Annotated in this window: 16 protein-coding genes; 6 read left to right on the top strand and 10 right to left on the bottom strand. The window is 63.9% G+C overall.

The features are described from left to right. Positions 1-82: 82 nt before the first annotated feature. Entirely contained in the window at positions 83-1,186 is a 1,104-nt protein-coding gene (locus tag FB389_RS04285) for a glycosyltransferase family 2 protein (RefSeq protein WP_142111525.1), read from the bottom strand. A 98-nt stretch (positions 1,187-1,284) separates the two neighbouring features. On the opposite strand from FB389_RS04285, the gene FB389_RS04280 reads away from it, so the two are divergent. Further along, the gene (locus tag FB389_RS04280) at positions 1,285-2,559 is read left to right on the top strand and encodes a CDP-glycerol glycerophosphotransferase family protein (RefSeq protein WP_170207868.1); all 1,275 of its coding nucleotides are present in this window, start codon (positions 1,285-1,287) and stop codon (positions 2,557-2,559) included. 42 nt (positions 2,560-2,601) lie between these two features. On the opposite strand, the gene FB389_RS04275 is transcribed toward FB389_RS04280, so the two are convergent. Further along, entirely contained in the window at positions 2,602-3,894 is a 1,293-nt protein-coding gene (locus FB389_RS04275; RefSeq protein ID WP_170207867.1) for a CDP-glycerol glycerophosphotransferase family protein, read from the bottom strand. Between the two features lie 121 nt (positions 3,895-4,015). Between FB389_RS04275 and FB389_RS04270 the strand changes: the two genes are divergently transcribed. From FB389_RS04270 to FB389_RS04260, 3 genes are all read left to right on the top strand, one after another. Further along, a complete protein-coding gene (locus FB389_RS04270) occupies positions 4,016-4,981 on the top strand; it encodes an ABC transporter permease (protein ID WP_142111522.1) in 966 nt (321 codons plus the stop codon). Continuing rightward, the gene (locus FB389_RS04265; protein ID WP_142111521.1) at positions 4,968-5,957 is read left to right on the top strand and encodes an ABC transporter ATP-binding protein; all 990 of its coding nucleotides are present in this window, start codon (positions 4,968-4,970) and stop codon (positions 5,955-5,957) included. The genes FB389_RS04270 and FB389_RS04265 overlap by 14 nt, the downstream gene beginning before the upstream one ends. A 69-nt stretch (positions 5,958-6,026) precedes the next feature. Next, a complete protein-coding gene (locus FB389_RS04260) occupies positions 6,027-6,713 on the top strand; it encodes a phosphocholine cytidylyltransferase family protein (RefSeq protein ID WP_246043513.1) in 687 nt (228 codons plus the stop codon). A gap of 114 nt (positions 6,714-6,827) precedes the next feature. Here FB389_RS04260 and FB389_RS04255 read toward each other — a convergent pair whose 3' ends face one another. From FB389_RS04255 to FB389_RS04245, 3 genes are all read right to left on the bottom strand, one after another. Further along, the gene (locus FB389_RS04255) at positions 6,828-7,907 is read right to left on the bottom strand and encodes a zinc-binding metallopeptidase family protein (RefSeq protein ID WP_142111520.1); all 1,080 of its coding nucleotides are present in this window, start codon (positions 7,905-7,907) and stop codon (positions 6,828-6,830) included. Positions 7,908-8,652: 745 nt separating this feature from the next. Next, a complete protein-coding gene (locus FB389_RS04250) occupies positions 8,653-10,062 on the bottom strand; it encodes a SpoIID/LytB domain-containing protein (RefSeq protein WP_142111519.1) in 1,410 nt (469 codons plus the stop codon). A gap of 439 nt (positions 10,063-10,501) precedes the next feature. Continuing rightward, entirely contained in the window at positions 10,502-11,383 is an 882-nt protein-coding gene (locus tag FB389_RS04245) for an RDD family protein (protein ID WP_142111518.1), read from the bottom strand. Between the two features lie 68 nt (positions 11,384-11,451). Between FB389_RS04245 and FB389_RS04240 the strand changes: the two genes are divergently transcribed. Continuing rightward, entirely contained in the window at positions 11,452-12,441 is a 990-nt protein-coding gene (locus FB389_RS04240; RefSeq protein WP_142111517.1) for a stage II sporulation protein M, read from the top strand. Positions 12,442-12,453: 12 nt separating this feature from the next. Here FB389_RS04240 and FB389_RS04235 read toward each other — a convergent pair whose 3' ends face one another. The 5 genes from FB389_RS04235 to FB389_RS04215 form a co-directional block, all read right to left on the bottom strand. Beyond that, positions 12,454-13,806, bottom strand: coding sequence for a DUF58 domain-containing protein (locus FB389_RS04235; RefSeq protein ID WP_142111516.1), 1,353 nt, complete (start codon positions 13,804-13,806; stop codon positions 12,454-12,456). Positions 13,807-13,845: 39 nt separating this feature from the next. Continuing rightward, the gene (locus tag FB389_RS04230) at positions 13,846-15,084 is read right to left on the bottom strand and encodes an AAA family ATPase (RefSeq protein ID WP_142111515.1); all 1,239 of its coding nucleotides are present in this window, start codon (positions 15,082-15,084) and stop codon (positions 13,846-13,848) included. After that, positions 15,081-16,163: a DUF4350 domain-containing protein gene (locus FB389_RS04225; RefSeq protein ID WP_142111514.1), complete on the bottom strand. Its 1,083-nt coding sequence runs from the start codon at positions 16,161-16,163 to the stop codon at positions 15,081-15,083. Before FB389_RS04225 ends, FB389_RS04230 begins: the two co-directional genes overlap by 4 nt. 107 nt (positions 16,164-16,270) lie before the next feature. Continuing rightward, a complete protein-coding gene (locus tag FB389_RS04220; RefSeq protein ID WP_142111513.1) occupies positions 16,271-16,921 on the bottom strand; it encodes a DUF4129 domain-containing protein in 651 nt (216 codons plus the stop codon). Further along, positions 16,918-18,090: a DUF7847 domain-containing protein gene (locus FB389_RS04215; RefSeq protein WP_142111512.1), complete on the bottom strand. Its 1,173-nt coding sequence runs from the start codon at positions 18,088-18,090 to the stop codon at positions 16,918-16,920. The genes FB389_RS04220 and FB389_RS04215 overlap by 4 nt, the downstream gene beginning before the upstream one ends. 113 nt (positions 18,091-18,203) lie before the next feature. Here FB389_RS04215 and mtrA point away from each other — a divergent pair, with 113 nt between their 5' ends. Then, positions 18,204-18,899 (top strand): MtrAB system response regulator MtrA, encoded by a 696-nt coding sequence (gene mtrA, locus FB389_RS04210; protein WP_142111511.1) that lies wholly within the window; start codon positions 18,204-18,206, stop codon positions 18,897-18,899. Positions 18,900-18,906: the final 7 nt, after the last annotated feature.

Here is an 18,906-nt window from a genome sequence, read left to right as displayed (position 1 = left end):
GTGTCGGGTCACGCGTCGGTGTCGGGTCGCGTATTGGTATCGGGTTGCGCGTCGGTGTCGGTGTCGGGTCGCGCTTTACGGCCTAGGTATTGGTCGTCGTAACCCGCGAGGTGTCATCCGCGCCACCGGCCCCGGCTATGAAGCCGCGCCAAAACCCCGCGCCCCAGGACAGGTGCATTGTCGGGAGGACCGCCAATGTCGCTGCGCGGTCCCGCAGCGATTCCCCGCCCGCGCGCCCGGCGCAGGCAGCAATCAGGGCCGCGGCATAGAGTGCGGTGGGAGTCAGCGCCAAACACGTCGCGGTGACACCCGCCGCAGTGCGTCCAGCGAGTGGCGCGCACGCCACCGCGATCACACCGGCCGCCAGCCCGCCAATGAGTAGCGGGGGCGCGAAATACCGCACGGAGGTGTGGCGCAGGTCCCTGCGCGCCAGTTCGCCGCGCCACGAACCGGTCGCGAAGAATTGGCGCGCCAACGCTCCCAACGATGCGCGGGGCCGGTAGGTGACCACCAGTTGCGGCACGAACCATACCAAGTATCCTGCGTTTCGCAGCCGCAGGTTCAGTTCCCAGTCCTCCCCGCGCTTCACGTTCGTGTCGTACATCCCGACCGCAAGCAGCGCCTCCTTGCGGAACACGCCCAAGTACGCCGATTCGGAGGGGCCCTCTTGACCGCCAACGTGGTACGCGGGGCCGCCCAAACCGAGGGGGGAGTTGTACGCCCTGGCGATCGCTCGCTGCATGCGCGAATCCCCGGCCGCATGCATCAACCCGCCAACATTCGCCGCGCCCGTGCGGCGCAACGCGTCGAGAGCTGCCAGGACGTATCCGATCGGCAGCTCGCAGTGCGCATCCACGCGCACCACCACGGGATAGCGCGCGGCGAGGATTGCCTTGTTTAGGCCCGCGGGGATATTCGGTTCGGGGTTTCGCACGATTCTGATGCGCGCGTCACTGCGGGCCGCATCGAGGGCGATGTCGTCCGTATTGTCCGTCGACGGTCCCAACGCGAGTACCAGTTCGCTGCGCCCGGGGACCTGTTGGCGCAGGACCGAATCGATTGCCGAACGAAGGTAGTCGCCCTCGTTCAGGACCGGCATGATGAAGCTGATGTCGCACGGATCGGGAACGGGGCAAAGCGCCGCGGTGGGCTGCCCGTTGGCAGCGGCGCCGGGAACAGAAGTCATAACTAAGCCGTCCTTGTGTGCGTGCGGTGTCGCCCCCGATCCTACGATGCTTCGATTGGCGCGCCGTGCGCGCGCGGTCGACTGGTAGTGTGCAGGGTGTGGCGCGCTTTGAATTCGGTTCGGGGAATCTGGGCAAAATTCTTGCTCTACCCAAGTACGTGGCGGGTGCGATCGCGACTCGATTTGTGCCCCGGCGCCCGGGGCATTGGGTGTTCGGCTCGGGAGCCGGGATCGGTGAAGGCGCACTGGTATTGCACGACTATGTTCGCGCGCATCATCCCGAGATACGTTGCCTGTGGCTCGCCGGATCGGACGAGGAACTGCGCGTCGCGCAGGCGGCGGGGATAGATGCAGTGCTCAAGCGTGGCCGCGATGGGTGGCGCGCCACGGCTAGCGCCGCCGTCATCGTCGTCACCCACGGGTACGGGGACGTCAACAGGTACGCGGTCAGGGGAGGCTACGTGGTGCAGTTATGGCACGGCATCCCCATGAAGAAGCTCCACCTCGATTCGCGGCAAGCGCTGCGCCTGCCGCTCCTCGGCAGCAACGCCCTGGTGCGGTCGATCATGGCGGCTGCCTATCGCCGCGCTGGCCGCGGATTGGGTCTGGTCACTTCGTCCTCGCCAATGGCTGCCGAGCGAATGCGTAGCGCCCTGGGCGTAGCCGGCGACAACGTTGCCGTCACCGGCGACCCGCGCGACGATGCACTGGCCCGTTTCGCGGCAAGTCCGCAAGCGGGGATGGCGGGAACAGGGTCTGCGCTGGTCCGGGGCCTATGCGGCGACGAACATTCCCGCGCAACTACGATCCTGTACGCGCCGACGTGGCGCGATGGTGGGCGCGACCCCGCCGTGCCCACTGATTCGCAGTGGCAAGAAATAGCCCGGTTTTTGCGCGACGCGGACGCCACGCTACTCATCAGATCCCATCCGCTCGGCGACGGCAATTATGATGCCGGGCCGGCGTGTAGCGACAGGATCGCCCTGTGCGGAAACGACGTCATCCACGAGATCACGCCGCATCTAACCGGCATCGACGTGCTGATCACGGACTATTCATCGATCGCCTACGATTTTTCCCTGTTGCGACGCCCCATCGTTTTCTTCGCTCCGGACGCATCCCAATACGCGGCCACGCGCGGGACCTACGAGCCTTGGACCGAGTTCGCGGGGCCGGCCGCCACGGCCACGTGGCAGCAGACCGTTGCGGCACTCGGTAGCCTGCTGGAAGACGGGACCGCGCGCACGTCGAATCTGACCCACACCGACCGACTGCGCGAACGCGCGCATTCCTTCCGCGATGGCCAAAGCGCGCAAAGGGTCTACGAACAGATCGTGCTGCGGTGCCCGGCCGCTACCGGGGCCACACCGTAACGGAAACGCTCGGCGCGGCCGCCGCGCGGCGGTGCCCGGCCGCTACCGGGGCCAGACCCGTTCGATGATTTGCCGACTGGCCGTGCCGCGCTCGTAGGTGGCGAATTCGCGGGTGAACGCCGAGGTATCGGTGCGTCCCGCTTGATCGGGCGCGGTACAGGACGCTAGTTCGTCCATTGTGGTTGCCACCGGCCCGGGCAATTGTTCGGGAGGGAAATACAGCCCGCGTGAAACCTGCGCGTAGTGCTGCAGGTCCGGGGCGAAGAAATACATGGGGCGTTGCAGTAGGGCGTAGTCGAAAAAGATGCTCGAATAGTCGGTTATCAACGCGTCCGCGGCCACCATCACGTCGTTGACATCGTCGGCGGCGGACCTGTCGTACACAATTCCTTCCAACCCGTCCAAGTCCCACGCGGCCGCCATGAGGTAGTGCGCGCGGAAGATGAAGGATACGTCGTTTCCCCATGCCGCGCGCAGCGCCTTTACATCGAGGGGCACCGTGAAACGGTAACCGCGCGAGGTTGCGGGCATATCGTCGCGCCACGTGGGGGCATAAAGGACGAGCGCCCCGTCGCGTGGCAGCCCCAGTTTCGCTCGTGCGGCGTCCCGTGCGGCGCGCGCTTGGGCGGGGGTTGCATCAGCCACACGAACCAATGGGTCGTTACGAGGGTTCCCGGTGTGCGCGAGTATCCGCTCGTTGCCCATCGTGTCGAGCGAGAAGGCGGTTGTAAAGACTCGATCGGTGAATTGCGATCCCGATACGAGTATGGACATCCGCGCCGCGTCGCGCGCGTAGCGGCGCGCGAAGTCGTGACCGTTGGCCCCGGCGGATGTGCCAGCGATGTCGCGGCCGAGGCGCTTGAAGGGAGTGCCATGCCACGTTTGAATATACTGCTGCCCGGGTCGCAAACGAATGTGTTCGGGCAGCGTTGTGGATGACACCCACACTCCGGCCCTGCGCATCGCGGCAGCGCAGCGGCGCGACCCGTATTGCACTAGCGATACGCGGGGCGAGTCTAAGTAGGGATGCTGGCGCAGTGCCTCGGCGCGGTCGCGCACCGCCCACACGAATCGCAGATCAGCTCGAGACCCATCATTGGCCAATTCCAGGAAGACCGCGAGCGGGGATCCGCCGACCGATCTGCCGGAGAAAGAAGCGAAGAAGACCAGATCCTTGTCGATTTCGACTGGCACGACGTCGTCGCGAAGCTTGAGCGCGGATTCGCGCGCGCGAGCAAGTAAGGCGCGTATGCGGGGATTGCGGCGGGTCGCGGCCGCGAGCCGCGAAGCTGTTGCCGCGCCCGCCTCGCGGATCGCATGAATCGGGTTTGGCACGCTCTCAGCATACCCAGTGCCCTGGGTCTTGTACGCTGTAGGGTACGCAAACGCCGCAGGGGCGGAAAACATGGCGGGGTCGCGGTGACGCGACCATGACTGAGACGGGAACAAAGAAACTTTGAACCGTGATTCGGGTGAGGCGCGAGCCGCTGGGGCTGACGCCGCGCACAGTGCGGGTAGCGCCGCTCTCGCTGCGAAACGCGACGAGGATCTATCGCCGGCTCAACTAGCGGCTCGCTACGGGCTTCATCCGGTGGGCCGACGGGAGTCATTGCCCGCCTATGTCCGTAGCATCGGCAAATGGTTGCCGTTCGCGGGTGAACTGGGGTTCGCCCAGGCGTCATCCTTGAACCGCAATTCCTACCTGGGGCAGATCTGGAACTTCCTCAATCCGATTCTCAATTCCCTCGTTTACATCTTGGTCTTCGGCGTCATGCTGGGGACGACGCGTGGCGTCGAAAACGTCGTTGCCTTCATTGTCACCGGCGTGTTCACCTTCCGGTTCTTTGGTGACGTGATTGGCAACGGCGGCAAATCGATCCGCAAGGGCAGCGGTTTGATGAAGTCGCTGCCGTTTCCCCGGGCCGTGCTGCCGATTTCGCAGACGATCACGGAGTTCGCGTTCTTCATCCCCGAGATGGTGGCGATGCTGATAATCATCAAACTCTCGGGCGCGCTGCACAACGCGAAACCAGTCCACTGGGGCTGGGATCTGTTGCTGCTCCCCGTTGCGTTGATCATCGCATTCTTCTTCTCCCTGGGCTGCGCATTCATTGTTGCCCGTTGGGTGGCGTTCATCCCGGATCTGGCGCGCCTCGTCCCATTTTGCTTGCGACTCGTCATGTACGGTTCCGGCGCCATATTCCCGGTGATGCACTACTTCAGCAACCCCACGATCGTGGCAATTTTGAAGTACCAGCCGGTGGCCGTCTTGCTGGAGCTGGTGCGACAGGTGACACTCAACGAGCCGACAATTCCATTCGAGTGGTCGCTGTGGCTGTGGGGTGTGGGTTGGGCCGCCGCGGCAATGGTCATCGGCCTCATCTACTTCTGGCGAGCGGAGGCACGCTATGGCCGCGAATGAGTCCCCGCGCGACGCCGTGATCGGTGCGCCGACCGCGCAGGGTGCCGCCGTTGCCCAGGACGCCGCCGTTGCACAGGACGCCGCCGTCGCGCAGGGTGCGCCGACCGCGCAGGGCGAGGGCAAGCCGCGCGTTCCCTCCGTAATCCTGGACGACGTGCACGTCAACTACTTGATCATTGGTTCCAAAGGCGGCAAAGTTCGCGCGCATCGCAATGACCCGCTGTGGAAACGCATAGCTCGGCGCGGGATGAAGCTGTCGTCGGTTGGCACCACCGAGGTCCACGCAGTCCGCGGTGTGTCGTTCACAGCCTACGACGGTGAATCGATCGGTATCTTGGGGTCGAATGGGTCGGGCAAATCGACGCTGCTGCGCGCAATCTGCGGACTGCAACCGCTGTCCCAGGGCAGAGTCTATGCCCGCGGCACTATCTCCTTGATGGGCGTGGGGGCTGCATTGATGCGCAACCTCACGGGGGAACGCAACGTGATGCTGGGTTGCTTGGCGCTCGGTATGAAGCGGTCCGAGGTGAAAAAGAAGTTCCGCCAGATCGTTCGATTTTCGGAGATTGGCGATGCCGTCTACCTGCCCATGTCGACGTATTCGAGCGGGATGGGCGCTCGATTGCGATTCGCGATTTCGACGGCAGTAGTACCAGACATCTTGGTTGTGGACGAGGCCCTCGCCACCGGCGATGCCGCCTTCCGTGAGAAGTGCGAACGCCGTATCACTGCTATTCGCGAGTCCGCGGGGACCGTGTTCATCGTCAGTCACTCGGCGAAGACCATTTCGGAAATGTGTACCCGCGCCATCTGGCTCGACAAGGGCGAGATCCGCATGGACGGCGACGTGGACGAGGTCGCCGAGGCATACCGCAAGCACGTCTTGGAGTTGCGACGAGAGAAGCGGCGGAAGCGGATGGAACGGCGGGCGCGCCGCGCGGCCGAGGCCGAGAAATGGGAATCCGGTAAAGTTTAGGGTTGTGCGCCGACAAGCGTGACGAACAACACTCGGGCCCTTGGGGCCTCCAAGGTGAGGATGAGGCATATGCAGGTTGGAATTCTGGCTGCTGGTATGGGAACTCGTTTGGGTAAACCGTTCCCTAAGTCGTTGACACCGCTCAACGATGGCCGGACCATCATGGGTCAGCAGTTCGGTAACATCGCGGAGGTCTTCCCGGATGCACAGGTGTATGTCGTTGTGGGATTCAAGCTCGAGATGATCATGGAGTCACACCCTCGGGCCGTATTCGTTTATAATGAGGAGTTCGACCGCACAAATACCTCCAAGTCGCTGATGCGGCTGTTGCGGGCAAGTGCTCCCGGCGGGCTGTTGTGGATGAACGGCGACGTTGTCTTCGACCCGGCGATCCTTGAACGCCTCCGTCCTTACATTGAGCGCGATGAATCCGTCGTTGCGGTCAACACCTCTCAGGTAGCCGAGGAAGAAGTCAAGTACACCGTTGACGCCGATGGGTTCATCGCGAAGCTATCGAAGCAGGTCGTCGGCGGATTGGGAGAAGCAATCGGCATCAACTACGTGGGAAGCGGCGATAAGGCCGCCCTTATTAAGCGCCTCGAAGAGGTTGCGGATCAGGAATACTTCGAGGGAGGGATCGAATTGTCAATCGAGAAGGACGGCATGAAGGTGACTCCCGTGGACATTTCCGATCTTTATGCGGTCGAGGTCGACTTCGCCGAAGACTTGATTCGGGCGAACGAGCACGTTTCCTAATTCCGCGCCGCGTGTTTGGCGCACGGCGCGTGGACCTGCCGACTGATCGGTTCAACGGTTGCTGCTCTGCAGCACACCGTTGTGTCGCGCGCGGTCCCTTGGCTGGTTTTAGGCTTACTGCTCCGTTTGGTGCAAGCGGACATAGGCGCCGATAACCTCGTGCACAAATGTCATTTTCTTGCGCACTGGTGCAGGAATGACGAAAGGGTACAAATCTGCCTTGCCCATGGACCTGTTGATTTGGTTGAACGCAAGCGCGAGCGGGTGCCAGGTATCGAGGATCCGTCCGAAATCGACGTTGTGGTATCCGGTCATGGACAGATCCGGCGCGGTGGTCAAGGTTCCCTTGAGCGAATCGGCCAACTTGTCGCCGACTAGCCCGCCAAGGCGCATCCGGAACGATGCTGCCGTCTGCAGTGTATCTGTGATGTGCAGGTAATGGGCCCAGGATTCCGCGAAGTCTTCCCATGGGTGCATCGTGGCGTATTCCGAAATGAAATTGTCCTGCCAGTTCGGGGGAGTGCCTTCGGAGTAGTGGCGCTCGATCGCATCGGCGTACGATTCGCGCTCGTCACCAAAGATGTCCCGGAACTCGTCAATCACGGGGGAGTCTGCGACGATAACTTGCCAGTAGTAGTGCCCAATTTCGTGGCGGAAGTGACCGAGCATCGTCCTATATGGCTCGCCGAACTCAACGCGAATCGATTCTCTGTAGGCGTCCCCGACCTCGTCCAAGTCAATGGTGACGATCCCGTCGGCGTGGCCGGTCACCACCTTCTCACCCTCAGAAGTGGACGATAGAAGATCGAATGCTAGCCCTCCCTCGGCTTCGCGGGCTGAGGTGATCGGGAGAGAGTGCTCGAGGAGCTGGAACAGGAGCCTGCGCTCCGCGACTTTCGCCTGAGATAGGAGCCCCTGACCGGTTTCGTCATTATCGGCGGGTCGGCGGCGAATCAGCCGACATGCGGCGCATTCAGGATCCGGGTCCGATGTGCGAACGAGCCAATTGCAACCGCCGTCGGATTCCGCGCAGCGGCGCCACTGGGCACCCGCCCACGTAGCCTGCCCGTCCGTTCCGAGAGCGCGCATACGGTCGACGCCGTGAACATACCCTAGCGCCGCACCGCAGGTCAGGCACCTGGCATCTTCGAAATTGACAAGACTCCCGCAGCGGGAACATGAAAAGACTCGCACGTATCGAGCCTACCTGTACTTGGTCAAGCGCTTCGTCACCCTGCATTCCTTCCCGCGCGCGGAATCGGTTATCGGTGCGATGGGACACTTGCCGCCGCAGTTTCGTCATGCTCGTGGCAGTGGTGCTATCGCGGTGGTGGTCATGTTGGTGGCAGTGGTGCTATCGGAGCCCTGTCATACTCGCAGTCGCATTCACAGTCTCGACTTTGGTTACGCTTCCGACCGGGATCGTGGCTTCACCTACCACTGCGGCTGCGCGTTTGAGCGCGCCGCGATAGCCCGAGTAGGGGGGCCGTGGGCATACGAGCATACGAACCCACGAACCCACGAACCCACGAACCCACGGGCCTGCGAGCCTGCGGGCCTGCGAGCCTGCGAGCCTGCGAGCCTACGAGCCTACGAGCCTACGAGCCTACGGGTCGTTCCTTGCGCTCGGGGGACTGCGGCACGGATAGGTGACAGGTAAAGTCACGCCGCCACAGCGCACAGCCGCCAGCCACCGGCCCCACCAGCAGCACGGTCACAGATCGCGTCCACATACGCGTCCACAACGAGCAGTTTGTGACACCTACCGCTCGCCCTGCCGCTCAGCCTCGCCTCCACAACCGCGTGGCCACCCCCCACCCGCAGAATCCGGCCCCGCATCCCCGTCAATGAGTTCGCCACAAAGCACCACAACGTGCTCCTTTCCGCTTCTAACACAACGGATCGCAGCCGGCGGAGGTGGCCGCTATCGCGCCTCGAATCAATATCCGGGCTTGAGGGAGGATATCCAGGCAGACGGCAATGATCCGAGGCGGGAACGGAACTGGTCGGATTTCGCGGTTAGCTTTACTCGCTTGCCGCTGGGGGATGTCGCGAGCAATGTCTTTACCTGGCCCGACTTGTACCGGCGGATGACCTTGACGCTGACCACTGACTTCAGGCCGAAGGCTGCGGCGACGGTGCGGGCGGGTACCGTTCGCTTCCATTTCTTCATCCTGTTACCGGGCGCGGACAGGCTTGCCTTGTCCGGGACGGAGCGAAGATAGGGAACGGAACCACCCCAAACGTCCCCGACGTTCGCGGTTGCCCCACCGGAGGACGAGTAATAGTACGTAGCGATCGGCTTCCCGGCGTACAGCAGCACCTGTTCCCCGTCTTTGTTTACCGTCGAATCGACTGCGGAAGTCCACAGCCTGCCGACATTGGTATTCGCGGACTTCTCTCCCTCCTTCTTCCATCCGGTGTAATTTTGATCCCGCACGTCATCGACCAGATGACAATTGCAGCCCTTGCGCAGCTTGCCCGCGGGAGCTGATGCTGACACGCGCATGCGCACCAATGCATAGCTGCGAGCGGTGATCGCTTGGGCGGAAAGCGCCGCGATGCCCCGATTCGCATCGGTGCCCCACAGTGACGGCATCTCTGATATGCCGTAGAGGTAGTGCGTCAACGCGAGCCGATTCGTTATATTGATCCGCTTGCGAATGGAAGTCGCGACTAGTTCTCCGTGCCGATAGGTGCCGTTCGCCCCCTGCACCACGGCCACGGCGTCACTTCCTTCGAGTGATTCTGTCCCGGTCCACTGGAAACGGATCTCCCGCGCGGTGAAGGACTCTTTCTTTTTCGATCCGGCATAGACGGTTGCGCGTACCTTTGTTCCCGTAGCGTTGAAGCGCACTGAGAGCTTCCTGCTAGCGACGCCGTCGCGCGGGTAGATGATGTCACCGTCGCGATCGACGAGTCGCCATTCACCCTTCCGCACGCTCACGGTTGTGACGCGGGCCCGGTCGGCATAGCCGCTAAAGGCGTAAGGTTCGGGACCGAATACCTGGACCGAGATGGTCCGGGGAACCTTGACTGCCTCTACCGAAGTGTTCTTGTAGTAATACTGCAGAATCTTCGCGGCGGATTTTCCCTGCCGCGCCAGTTGGTAGGCCCCGTATTGAGACATGCCTACGCCGTGTCCGTAGCCTGCCCCCGTAATCCGAAATGACTTCGCTGCGCGCTTTTTGCGCACGGCCTGGGTAGCCGCATCGTCGCCAACGGTCCTTCGAGCGAGATCGAGAGCCAAACCTGACTTCGTGGAGGGGCCGCTCGCCGCTGCGCCAGCGGCCGCCGAATCTGTGGCACCGGTCGCCGCCGCAAGCACGACAACTAGAGTGGTGGCCACGATACGACGCATGGGGGTAAACGGGTGCATGATTCATCTCCGGTGCTTTTGTCGCTGCTCAAAGCGTGGCGACATTGCCGCGCCCGATCCAACGCCTGCAGGAACATATGTAACACAAGCAACACTAGTCACAGGTCGGCGGCGTGTCGATCCGGCAACCCGGTCTCGGGGCGGACGAGGATCAGTGCTCCCCGAGCCTGCGCCGGGGTCGTGCTATCGCGAGTGCGTGGTGCCGCAGCAGAGTGGGGGTGGTCGGTGGAGGCACCGCTTTGGCGGCGCGAGCGCGAGCTTGTGGCCGAATGCTCGGTAGCGTCGGCGCGCCCTGCGTGTCCCGGTGGCGGCGCGAGCGCGAGCTTGTGGCCGAATGCTCGGTAGCGGCAACGCCTAGAAGACCCCCGCCGTCCGAATCGCGCGATCAGCGAACCGACCGGCGGATGCGCTATTTGGGGGCATCGATGATTCCGAAAGGGAGGCGCGAGAGCTGTTCGCGGCGCTGCACCGCCATGTGTTCCTGCGCGGTTGCGCGGGCCAGGTCGCGTTCCATGCGGGTCGCCAGTACGGCCGCTATGAAGGCCTCCGGGTGGGTGCCGGCGGGAGGCCCGGGAGCGACGTACGGTTCGAGTGAAGCCGCGATTTGTTGCGCGAGCCGCATTCGGGCGTCTGGAGTGAATTGCCCTGCGCGCGAGAGAAACTGGCGGGCCGCCAACGCGACGGAATCTGGGAGGGGGCGCATATCCGAATGCGACGCCCACATTGCCAGATCTGGTGGCACTTGGAGGCGCAGCGTCGCGATGCGAGCACCGCGCACGCGTATGGCGTAGGTTCCCGCCAACAGATCGCCGATGCGCTTTCCCTTGGAATTGAAGAATGCGACCACGGTCGCGACCGAACCGAAGGTGAACCACAACTCGAATACGCCGGTCAGCGCGCGTACGAGGCAGTGGCGGAATCGGACCGGGCCGCCGTCGTCGCGCACGACCCGTATTCCCATAACCAGCTTCCCGAGGGATCGCCCTCGCGTCATCGTTTCGACTCCAGCAGGAACGGCTACAAGTGCCAGCACCGTGAAGACGATTATGAGGATGGAAGCGGCGTCGCCATCGAAGTTTCCCTGGCTGGCGGCGACAAATGCCCATAACGCCCACAGGAGAATAAAAAAGACCGCGCTTTGGACGAGGCCATCTATCGCGCCCGAAACCATCCGGACGGCGAATGATACCGGGCGGGAATCAGCGACGACCCCCTCCGCAAGGACCGTTCCTTCGAGTGACGCAGCGTGAGAATCGTCGAGACTAGGCGCTGGCTCGGTGCGTACTGGCATGCATCGATTGTGGCACGGCGCATGCCTGGGGCGCGCTGAGAGACGGACGCATGTGTCAAAGTTAAGTCATGGATTTGGACGCCTTCATTGCCGTGCGCAAACCGCGTTGGGAAAGACTGGACGTGCTTGCGAAGTCGCGGCGCCTGACCGGCCGTGAGTCGGATGAATTGGTGTCTCTCTATCAACAGGTCGCCACGGATCTGTCGGTGGTTCGTTCGCGGGCCGCGGACCCGGGAACAATTACGCAACTATCGGAACGGCTCTTGCGGGCCCGCGCGCGCATCGCCGGATCGCGGAGCGCCACCTGGTCCGATGTTTCCCGGTTCTTCGCGGTGTCTTTGCCCGCGGCGATGTACCGGGTCCGCTGGTGGACCCTAGCCGTTACCGTGGGCGTGAGCGCGATTGCCGTGATCGTCGCGATCTGGGTTGCAAACACTCCCGAAGGGTTGGCCTCGATCGGAAGCGCGCAAGAACGAGAAAACTACGTCTATAACCAATTCGCTAGCTACTACGAGCCCGGGTTTGGGTTCGCCTCTAAGGTGTGGACAAACAACGCGTGGATCGCCACGCAATGCGTTGCCTTTGGGATTACCGGCCTGTGGCCCATCTGGGCGCTTTTCCAGAACGCGGTCAATATCGGTGCCGTTGCGGGACTCATGGCCGCATACGGAGAACTCGGAACCTTCTTTTCGCTCATCACTCCGCACGGGCTCCTGGAATTAGGGTCCGTCTTCATGGCCGGCGGCGCTGGTTTGAAGCTCTTTTGGACCATCGTCGATCCGGGACCGCGGCCGCGATCCCTGGCGCTGGCACAGGAAGGCCGCTCACTGTTTACGGTTGCGATCGGGCTGTCTTGCACGCTCCTGTTGTCCGGCATCGTCGAGGGATTCGTCACCGGGACCGCGTTACCCACCTGGGCCAAGATTGTTATCGGTTCCGCGGTATTTGGGGCGGTCGTGGCGTACATCGCGATATTTGGGCGCCGGGCAATCAAGCGCGGCGAGACGGGGGACCTGCGGCAGGACGAGGCCGGGTATAGCGTTGCTTACGCCGGGTGAAAGACCCCGCTACTACAGTTCACCCATCGATTTCAGGTCGAGGTAGCGGTCGCTGAGCGCTGACGCCAGGTCCGAGGCGGGACGATCGACAACATGCACCCCGGCTTGTTGCAACTGCGCCGATACTCCCGCTCGATCCAACTCCCATCGCGCGTTCGCTGCCGTATCGAATGCGTCGGGCACAAAGGCATTGGACACAAATGCGTCCGAGGATGCCGGGAGGGCTTCCTTCGGCGCTGCCGTAGCAGGGTCACCACCCGCGGCCTTCGGCCCACCTCCCGCCGTCGCCGACGCCAGGATCACCGTGTGCCGGCGCGTCAAGTGGCCGATGACCGGCAGCAGCCCCGCTTCGAGTGGGGCAGGTTCCAAACCTGTCACCAGAACCACAAGAGAGCGCTGCCGGTGGTGCTGCGCGACCCAACCCGCGACCTTTTCCCAGTTCGTCTCGACCAGCGCAGGCTCCAGCGACATCAGGCCATTGGCCACGGTCGCAAGCACGTCGTGGGTTGTGTCGGTGTGGATCGCGGCGCGGCGCGCGGAGTCGAAGGCCAGGACCTCGACGTGATCTCCCGCGTGCGCTGCCAACGCAGACAGCAACAGAGTCGCCTCGATACCCGCCTCCAGTCGGGTCCCGTCTTCGGTTCGCATGGCGCTCGTCCGTCCCGTATCGACAATGATCAAGACGCGACGGTCGCGTTCGGGCCGCCACGTGCGGACGACGACGTCGGCGCGCCTGGCGGACGCGCGCCAGTCGATGGAGCGCACATCATCGCCGATGACGTACTCCCGCAGCGAATCGAATTCCGTCCCCTCGCCGCGGATCTGCACCGCAGAATGCCCATCCAGTTCGCGCAGCCGGGCTAGTTTGCTAGGCAGGTGCCGCCGCGAGTGGAAGGCGGGCAGGACTCGCACCTGCGATGTCACGGGCAGGCTGCGCTGGCGCCCAATCAACCCCAGCGGACCGTAAGAGCGGACAACGACAGGCCCGGATTCCAGGATTCCCCGGCGCGTCGGTTGCAGGCCCGTCGCTATGCGAGCCCCGTCCCCGGGCCGCAGCGCAACGCGGTGGCGCGAATCGGCGGCGTGGGCCGAGGGAGTCCAGGCGTCGCGAACAACCGCCCGCAACCGCCTCGAGGTGGGGTTCCGCAATACGATCTGCGATTCCGTGTGCTGGCCGACGCGGGTTGCAACCGGTTCGTTGCGTTTGACCAGCAACTTCTTTGGGGAAGCGGCCGCCATGGCATCGACAATGCCCAGCGCAACCACCGCCGCGAACCAACCAAAGACGACGTTTGGAGTCGGCCAAATGACCGCCGGGATGATTCCCAGCAGCTGTAAGAGAACCAGCCGCCCGCTAATGACCATGTCGCATTCCCGGCAATAGGTCGATTGACGCCCGCACCATCAGCGCGGCACCGGAATCGAGTTCAGGATCGTTGACAGGACGGAATCGACCGTGACCCCCTCCATCGCAGATTCCGGTCGCAAGGAGATGCGGTGCGCCAGGGTCGCATGCGTCAGCGCCTTGACGTCATCGGGGGTCACGAAATTGCGTCCCACTAGCCAAGCCCACGCGCGCGATGTCGCGAGCAGTGCCGTTGCGCCGCGTGGCGAGACGCCGAGCGCTATCGAGGGCGAGTTGCGCGTCGCCCTGCAAATGTCGACCATGTATGCGATGACGGCGGGGTGGACGGCCACCCGATCGATCTGGGTCCTGGCGGCGGCCAAATCGTCGCGACCCGCCACCCGCTGCACCCCGGCGGCATCGAGATCACGCGGGTTGAACCCCGCTGCATGCCGCGCGAGTATCTCGGTTTCGGAATCGCGGGCCGGCAACGGCAACGTCGCCTTGAGTAGGAACCGGTCGAGTTGCGCCTCCGGCAGGGCGTAGGTGCCCTCGTATTCGATGGGGTTCTGAGTCGCAATGACGATGAATGGGTCGGGCAATGGGCGTGGCTCGCCATCGACGGTCACCTGGCGTTCCTCCATCGCCTCGAGCAACGCCGATTGAGTCTTCGGTGGGGTGCGGTTGATTTCGTCTGCCAAGAGCAAATTGGTGAAAACGGGCCCAGGACGGAACGAGAATTCCGCCGACCGAGAGTCGTATATGAGCGATCCGGTCACGTCTCCGGGCATAAGGTCGGGCGTGAACTGTATTCGCTTGGTTTCCAGGCTGAGGCTGTGGGCAAGCGCGCGCACCAGGAGCGTCTTCGCGACCCCGGGGACCCCCTCAAGGAGCACGTGCCCGCGCGTCAGCAGGCCAATGAGCAGGGTCGTCACCGCCCCGTCTTGCCCAACGACTGCCTTGCCGACCTCTGTGCGCACGGCCGCGAGGCGTTCCCGCACGAGGGCCGACTCGTCCTCGGCCGCGCGCTCGCGGGCAAGGGAGCTCCGGGTCGGGGGTGACGCAGGCGCAGGCGCAGGGTCAGGGTCAGGCGCGGCCCCGCCCGCAGCCCCCACTCCCGCCCCGGACGCAGGCACAGGGTCAGGCGCGGCCCCGGCCGCAGGCGCAGGATCAGGCCCGGCCGCAGCCCCGGTAGGGGCTGGACCGAACCGTTGGTCTTTGCCGGTGGCGTCCTCGACTGCCGCGGATTGTGCGTTGGCGAAGTGATTGTCCGCGGGGCCAAATCCATCGTTCGTCATAGCTTGCGCACCTCATTTTCGAGTTGTTGCAGTTGGTTTGCTAGTTCTTGCAGTTCGTTTGGCGATCCGGGAGCCGACCCGTAGAACATCGCGTCGATCCACTGCGCCGGAATGGTGCTGGCCCTGGCGAGTTCCTGTACCACTTGCTCGCGGTGGGCTCCCCGCGGCACCAGGCCCTGCGCGGATATCCGCGACAGCGTCGCCGCCCGCAACAGCGCAGCGCAGTGTTCATAGTCTCGCGATGAACGGTACATGCGCGCACGCCCGCGCGCGATTTCCTCAGGTCCGACAACGACCTGGAGCCGTTCGGCGATCAACGGCCCGAAGCGTCGCCCGCGCCAAAGCGCCGCCAGCAGCACTGCCAGGAAGGCTGCAAAAGGCGTTGAGATCAGCCATGGCCGGGTCGCGACGATGGACGAGTCCGCCGCCCCCTGTTGCATCTTGAGCATATCGGGAACCATCCACACGAGGCTTCGGTGCTTACCCGCCAATCGCAGGCCGAGCGCAGCGTTGCCGTTACTCGCCAAGTGCTCATTCGTCAGCGGTGCGGCCGCATCGAGTAGCGTGACCCGGCTATCGCCGCCCACGATCATGGAATACGTTCCGCCCGCCCCGAAGCACCGCGTGACGCCGTCGGCGGTTGTCGACAGACCACGTGCTGCCGGACCGTAGGTCTGCGCGGCGACCGCGTCGGCGTCATCGCATCCGGCGCGGAGCACGTCACCGTAGGCGCCGGAGTCGCCAGCCGATGTTCCGGGAAGCAGCGCCTCCATGAGTTCGGGGCCTGGATCGATAGCGAGGATCGACGACGCGGACGAGCCTGCCAGTTCCTTGGCCTGCGACCGCGACATTCCGAAGTCTTTCGCGACCAGGAGGGTCGTCTCGGCGCCGCCTTTCGCCAGGGCCGATAGTGCTTCTTCATTTGTGGTGACGTACTGAATCTGCACGCCCTGCGCGCGCAAAACCTGCGCCAGCGCGCGTCCGCCCGTCGCACTCGGATTGTCGGGCGCGAACGGGGTGCTCGACGTGCGCGGGGTCAATGCGGCGACGATAGCGACGGCCGCAATCAGAAGCACCACGACCGTGATCCACAGGCGGGGTGCCCGCCCTCGGCGCACCGCCACGGGAGGGGTTACAGGGGCTGCCGTCCATGCGCGCGGTGGCGAGTCTGTGCTGGTCGGCAGCGTCACGGGACCAACTCCACGGCGGTGTCGTGGGCCGAGTCGTCCTGCCACTGCGGCCGCGCAGCGGCCGCATCGAGCGTTAGCTGCACGCACGATCGTGCCTGCTGGGCGTCGGCTTGCAGGTCGGAGTAGCACACCGCGTCGAACAGAGTCGCGAACGCGGTAATGCCCGCCGTGAATTCTGGGAATGCGGGGCAAAGCTGCTCGGCCGCCTCGTGGGCGGTCATGCCCGTCGGCGCGACAATGATCGTTCGTTCGACCCCATCTTGAACCATTGCTCGGTAGCCGAGAATGATGGCTTGGTTCCAGTCTTCTTCGCGCAGCGCGGCGCGCGCCCCGTCGCGCAGGTCCCGCGCGCTCACAGTGCGGTCGTCCAGCGATGCGGCGCTTTGCGTCTTGCGCCGTATGGTGCGCAGCGGTCCAGCGATCACGATGACGGCCAAGACGACGGCAATAATTACCCCGGCGACGAGCCACAGCCCCAACGTTCCGCCACCGGCGCGGCTGACCAGCTCGGAGAAAAACTCTGAGAGCTTACGCATGAGCCACGTCAGTGGGTCCTCGTGCTCGTTGTAGATGGGCTGGCTCAATTCGTCGCGCGCCCATTTTTGTGCCGTCGCAGCATCCGGTGTGACGGGAACCGCGAACTTCACGGGCGCCCCGCCTGATCCGCGAGTTCGACGTCTAGGCCCTCTTTGCGCATGCGCACATCGACATACAGAATCGAATTCACGCACGCCGTAAAGACCGCGGATATGGCGGAAGCCAGCAGCGTGGCCACTGTCATCAAGACGATCCACGCTGGCGCGCTGCCAGTTTGCGTACCGACGATCGTTGCGACGAGCACCAGCGGAACCGCGATGATCTGCGACAGGAACGACACGATCACATAGACCAGCGCCTCCGTGCCGAATATCGGCCAAAACCGGGTCTTGACCAGGTTCCAACTGCGCTTCACCGAGGCCACCACCCCGGCCTCCTCGAGTATCAACACCGCGGGAGCAAAACTGAGCAGCACGCTCACCACGGCCGCCGCGACGAGCGCGACGAAGTACAGCGGAACCCACACCAGTAGCCACCCCGCCGACGCATTAGAGAGCATCGGGACCATGATCGCGATCGGTCCGGCGACGATGACCAGGATGATTGCGCTGGTGATGGCGGTCAGGCCTACGAGCGCCCACAGTCGCGGCCGCACCTGGCTCCACACCTGGCCCGCAGTGATCTTTCGTCCAAGAACGAGTTGCCCGATCGCGTAAACCAGCGTCCCCGTGATGGGGATCCCGGCGAGGGCGGCACCGACCGACGAGAACATGCTAATTCCCTGCTGGTCTAGGTACCCGAGGGAGCCAATGCTGGTTTCTCCCTCGTCGAGCATGGACGTCCAGGTGCCGAGCCGAGCGGAAATCGCGGGCATGGCGAGGGTGCCGATTGTAGTCGTCACTGCGACACAAATCGCAACGATGATGAGCGTCAGCCCCATGGTCGTCGCGAAGTTTCGGCGTACCGCGTTGAAGGCGCCGTCCAGGACCTCCCCGAGGGAAAGCGGTCGCAGCGGAATGATTCCGGGCTTCGCCCCGAGCCGCGCGGCGCCGGGTTGTGCCGGGCCCGGAGTCGGCAGTTGCGTTGGGTCGTACTGCCCGTATTGGGGTTGGCCGTACTGCCCGTATTGGGGTTGGCCGTACTGCCCGTATTGGGTTTGGCCGTACTGCCCGTATTGTGGTTGGCCGTACTGCCCGTATTGGGGTTGGCCGTACTGGGGCTGGCCTTCCTGCGGAGCCCCAAGCGGCGGCTCTGAACTGCCTGGTCCGGGCTCGGTCATGTGTCGTACCCCCAATGTGTCGATCGTTACCACTGCATATGCTCCCACACGCTCCTGCGCGCCGCACGGAGCCCCAGCCGACGATTCCAGGCATAGGTGGCAAACTAAAGCCTATGACTTCACGCATTCTGGTAGTAGACGATGACGCGGCTCTGGCCGAGATGATCGGAATCGTCCTGCGGTCAGAGGGCTACGAGCCACTGCTGGTGGGGGACGGCGAGACGGCGGTCAAGGCCGCCGAACACGATCACCCGGACCTTATCCTTCTCGACGTCATGCTTCCAGGGCTGGACGGGGTCGCGGTATGCCACCGGATCCGTGCGCTCAGTGATGTGCCTATCATCATGCTGACCGCGAAGTCGGACACCGTCGATGTCGTGGCGGGGTTGGAAGCGGGAGCCGATGACTACGTCGTCAAGCCCTTCAAACCCAAGGAACTAATCGCTCGCATTCGCACGCGCCTGCGGCGCCGCGAGGACAGCGCAACCCAAATCCTGCAGGTCGCTGACCTGACCATCGACGTCACGGGGCACAGCGTCGTGCGCGGCGAAGAGCCGCTGACGCTGACCCCGTTGGAATTCGACCTGTTGGTCGCCTTGGCGCGGCGGCCGTGGCAGGTCTTCACCCGCGAACAGCTGCTCGAACAGGTGTGGGGGTACCGCCACGCGGCCGACACTCGCCTGGTCAACGTGCACGTGCAACGCCTGCGGGCCAAGGTGGAGTTGGATCCCGAAAACCCGCAGGTCGTGCTCACCGTTCGCGGCGTCGGTTACAGGGCGGGCGCCAGCCCCGATGAGGCGCACAGGTGATCCGCCG

Source organism: Rarobacter incanus, from assembly GCF_006715765.1.
In the GTDB taxonomy this organism is placed as follows: domain Bacteria; phylum Actinomycetota; class Actinomycetes; order Actinomycetales; family Cellulomonadaceae; genus Rarobacter; species Rarobacter incanus.
This window is presented reverse-complemented; position numbering and strand designations above follow the sequence as displayed.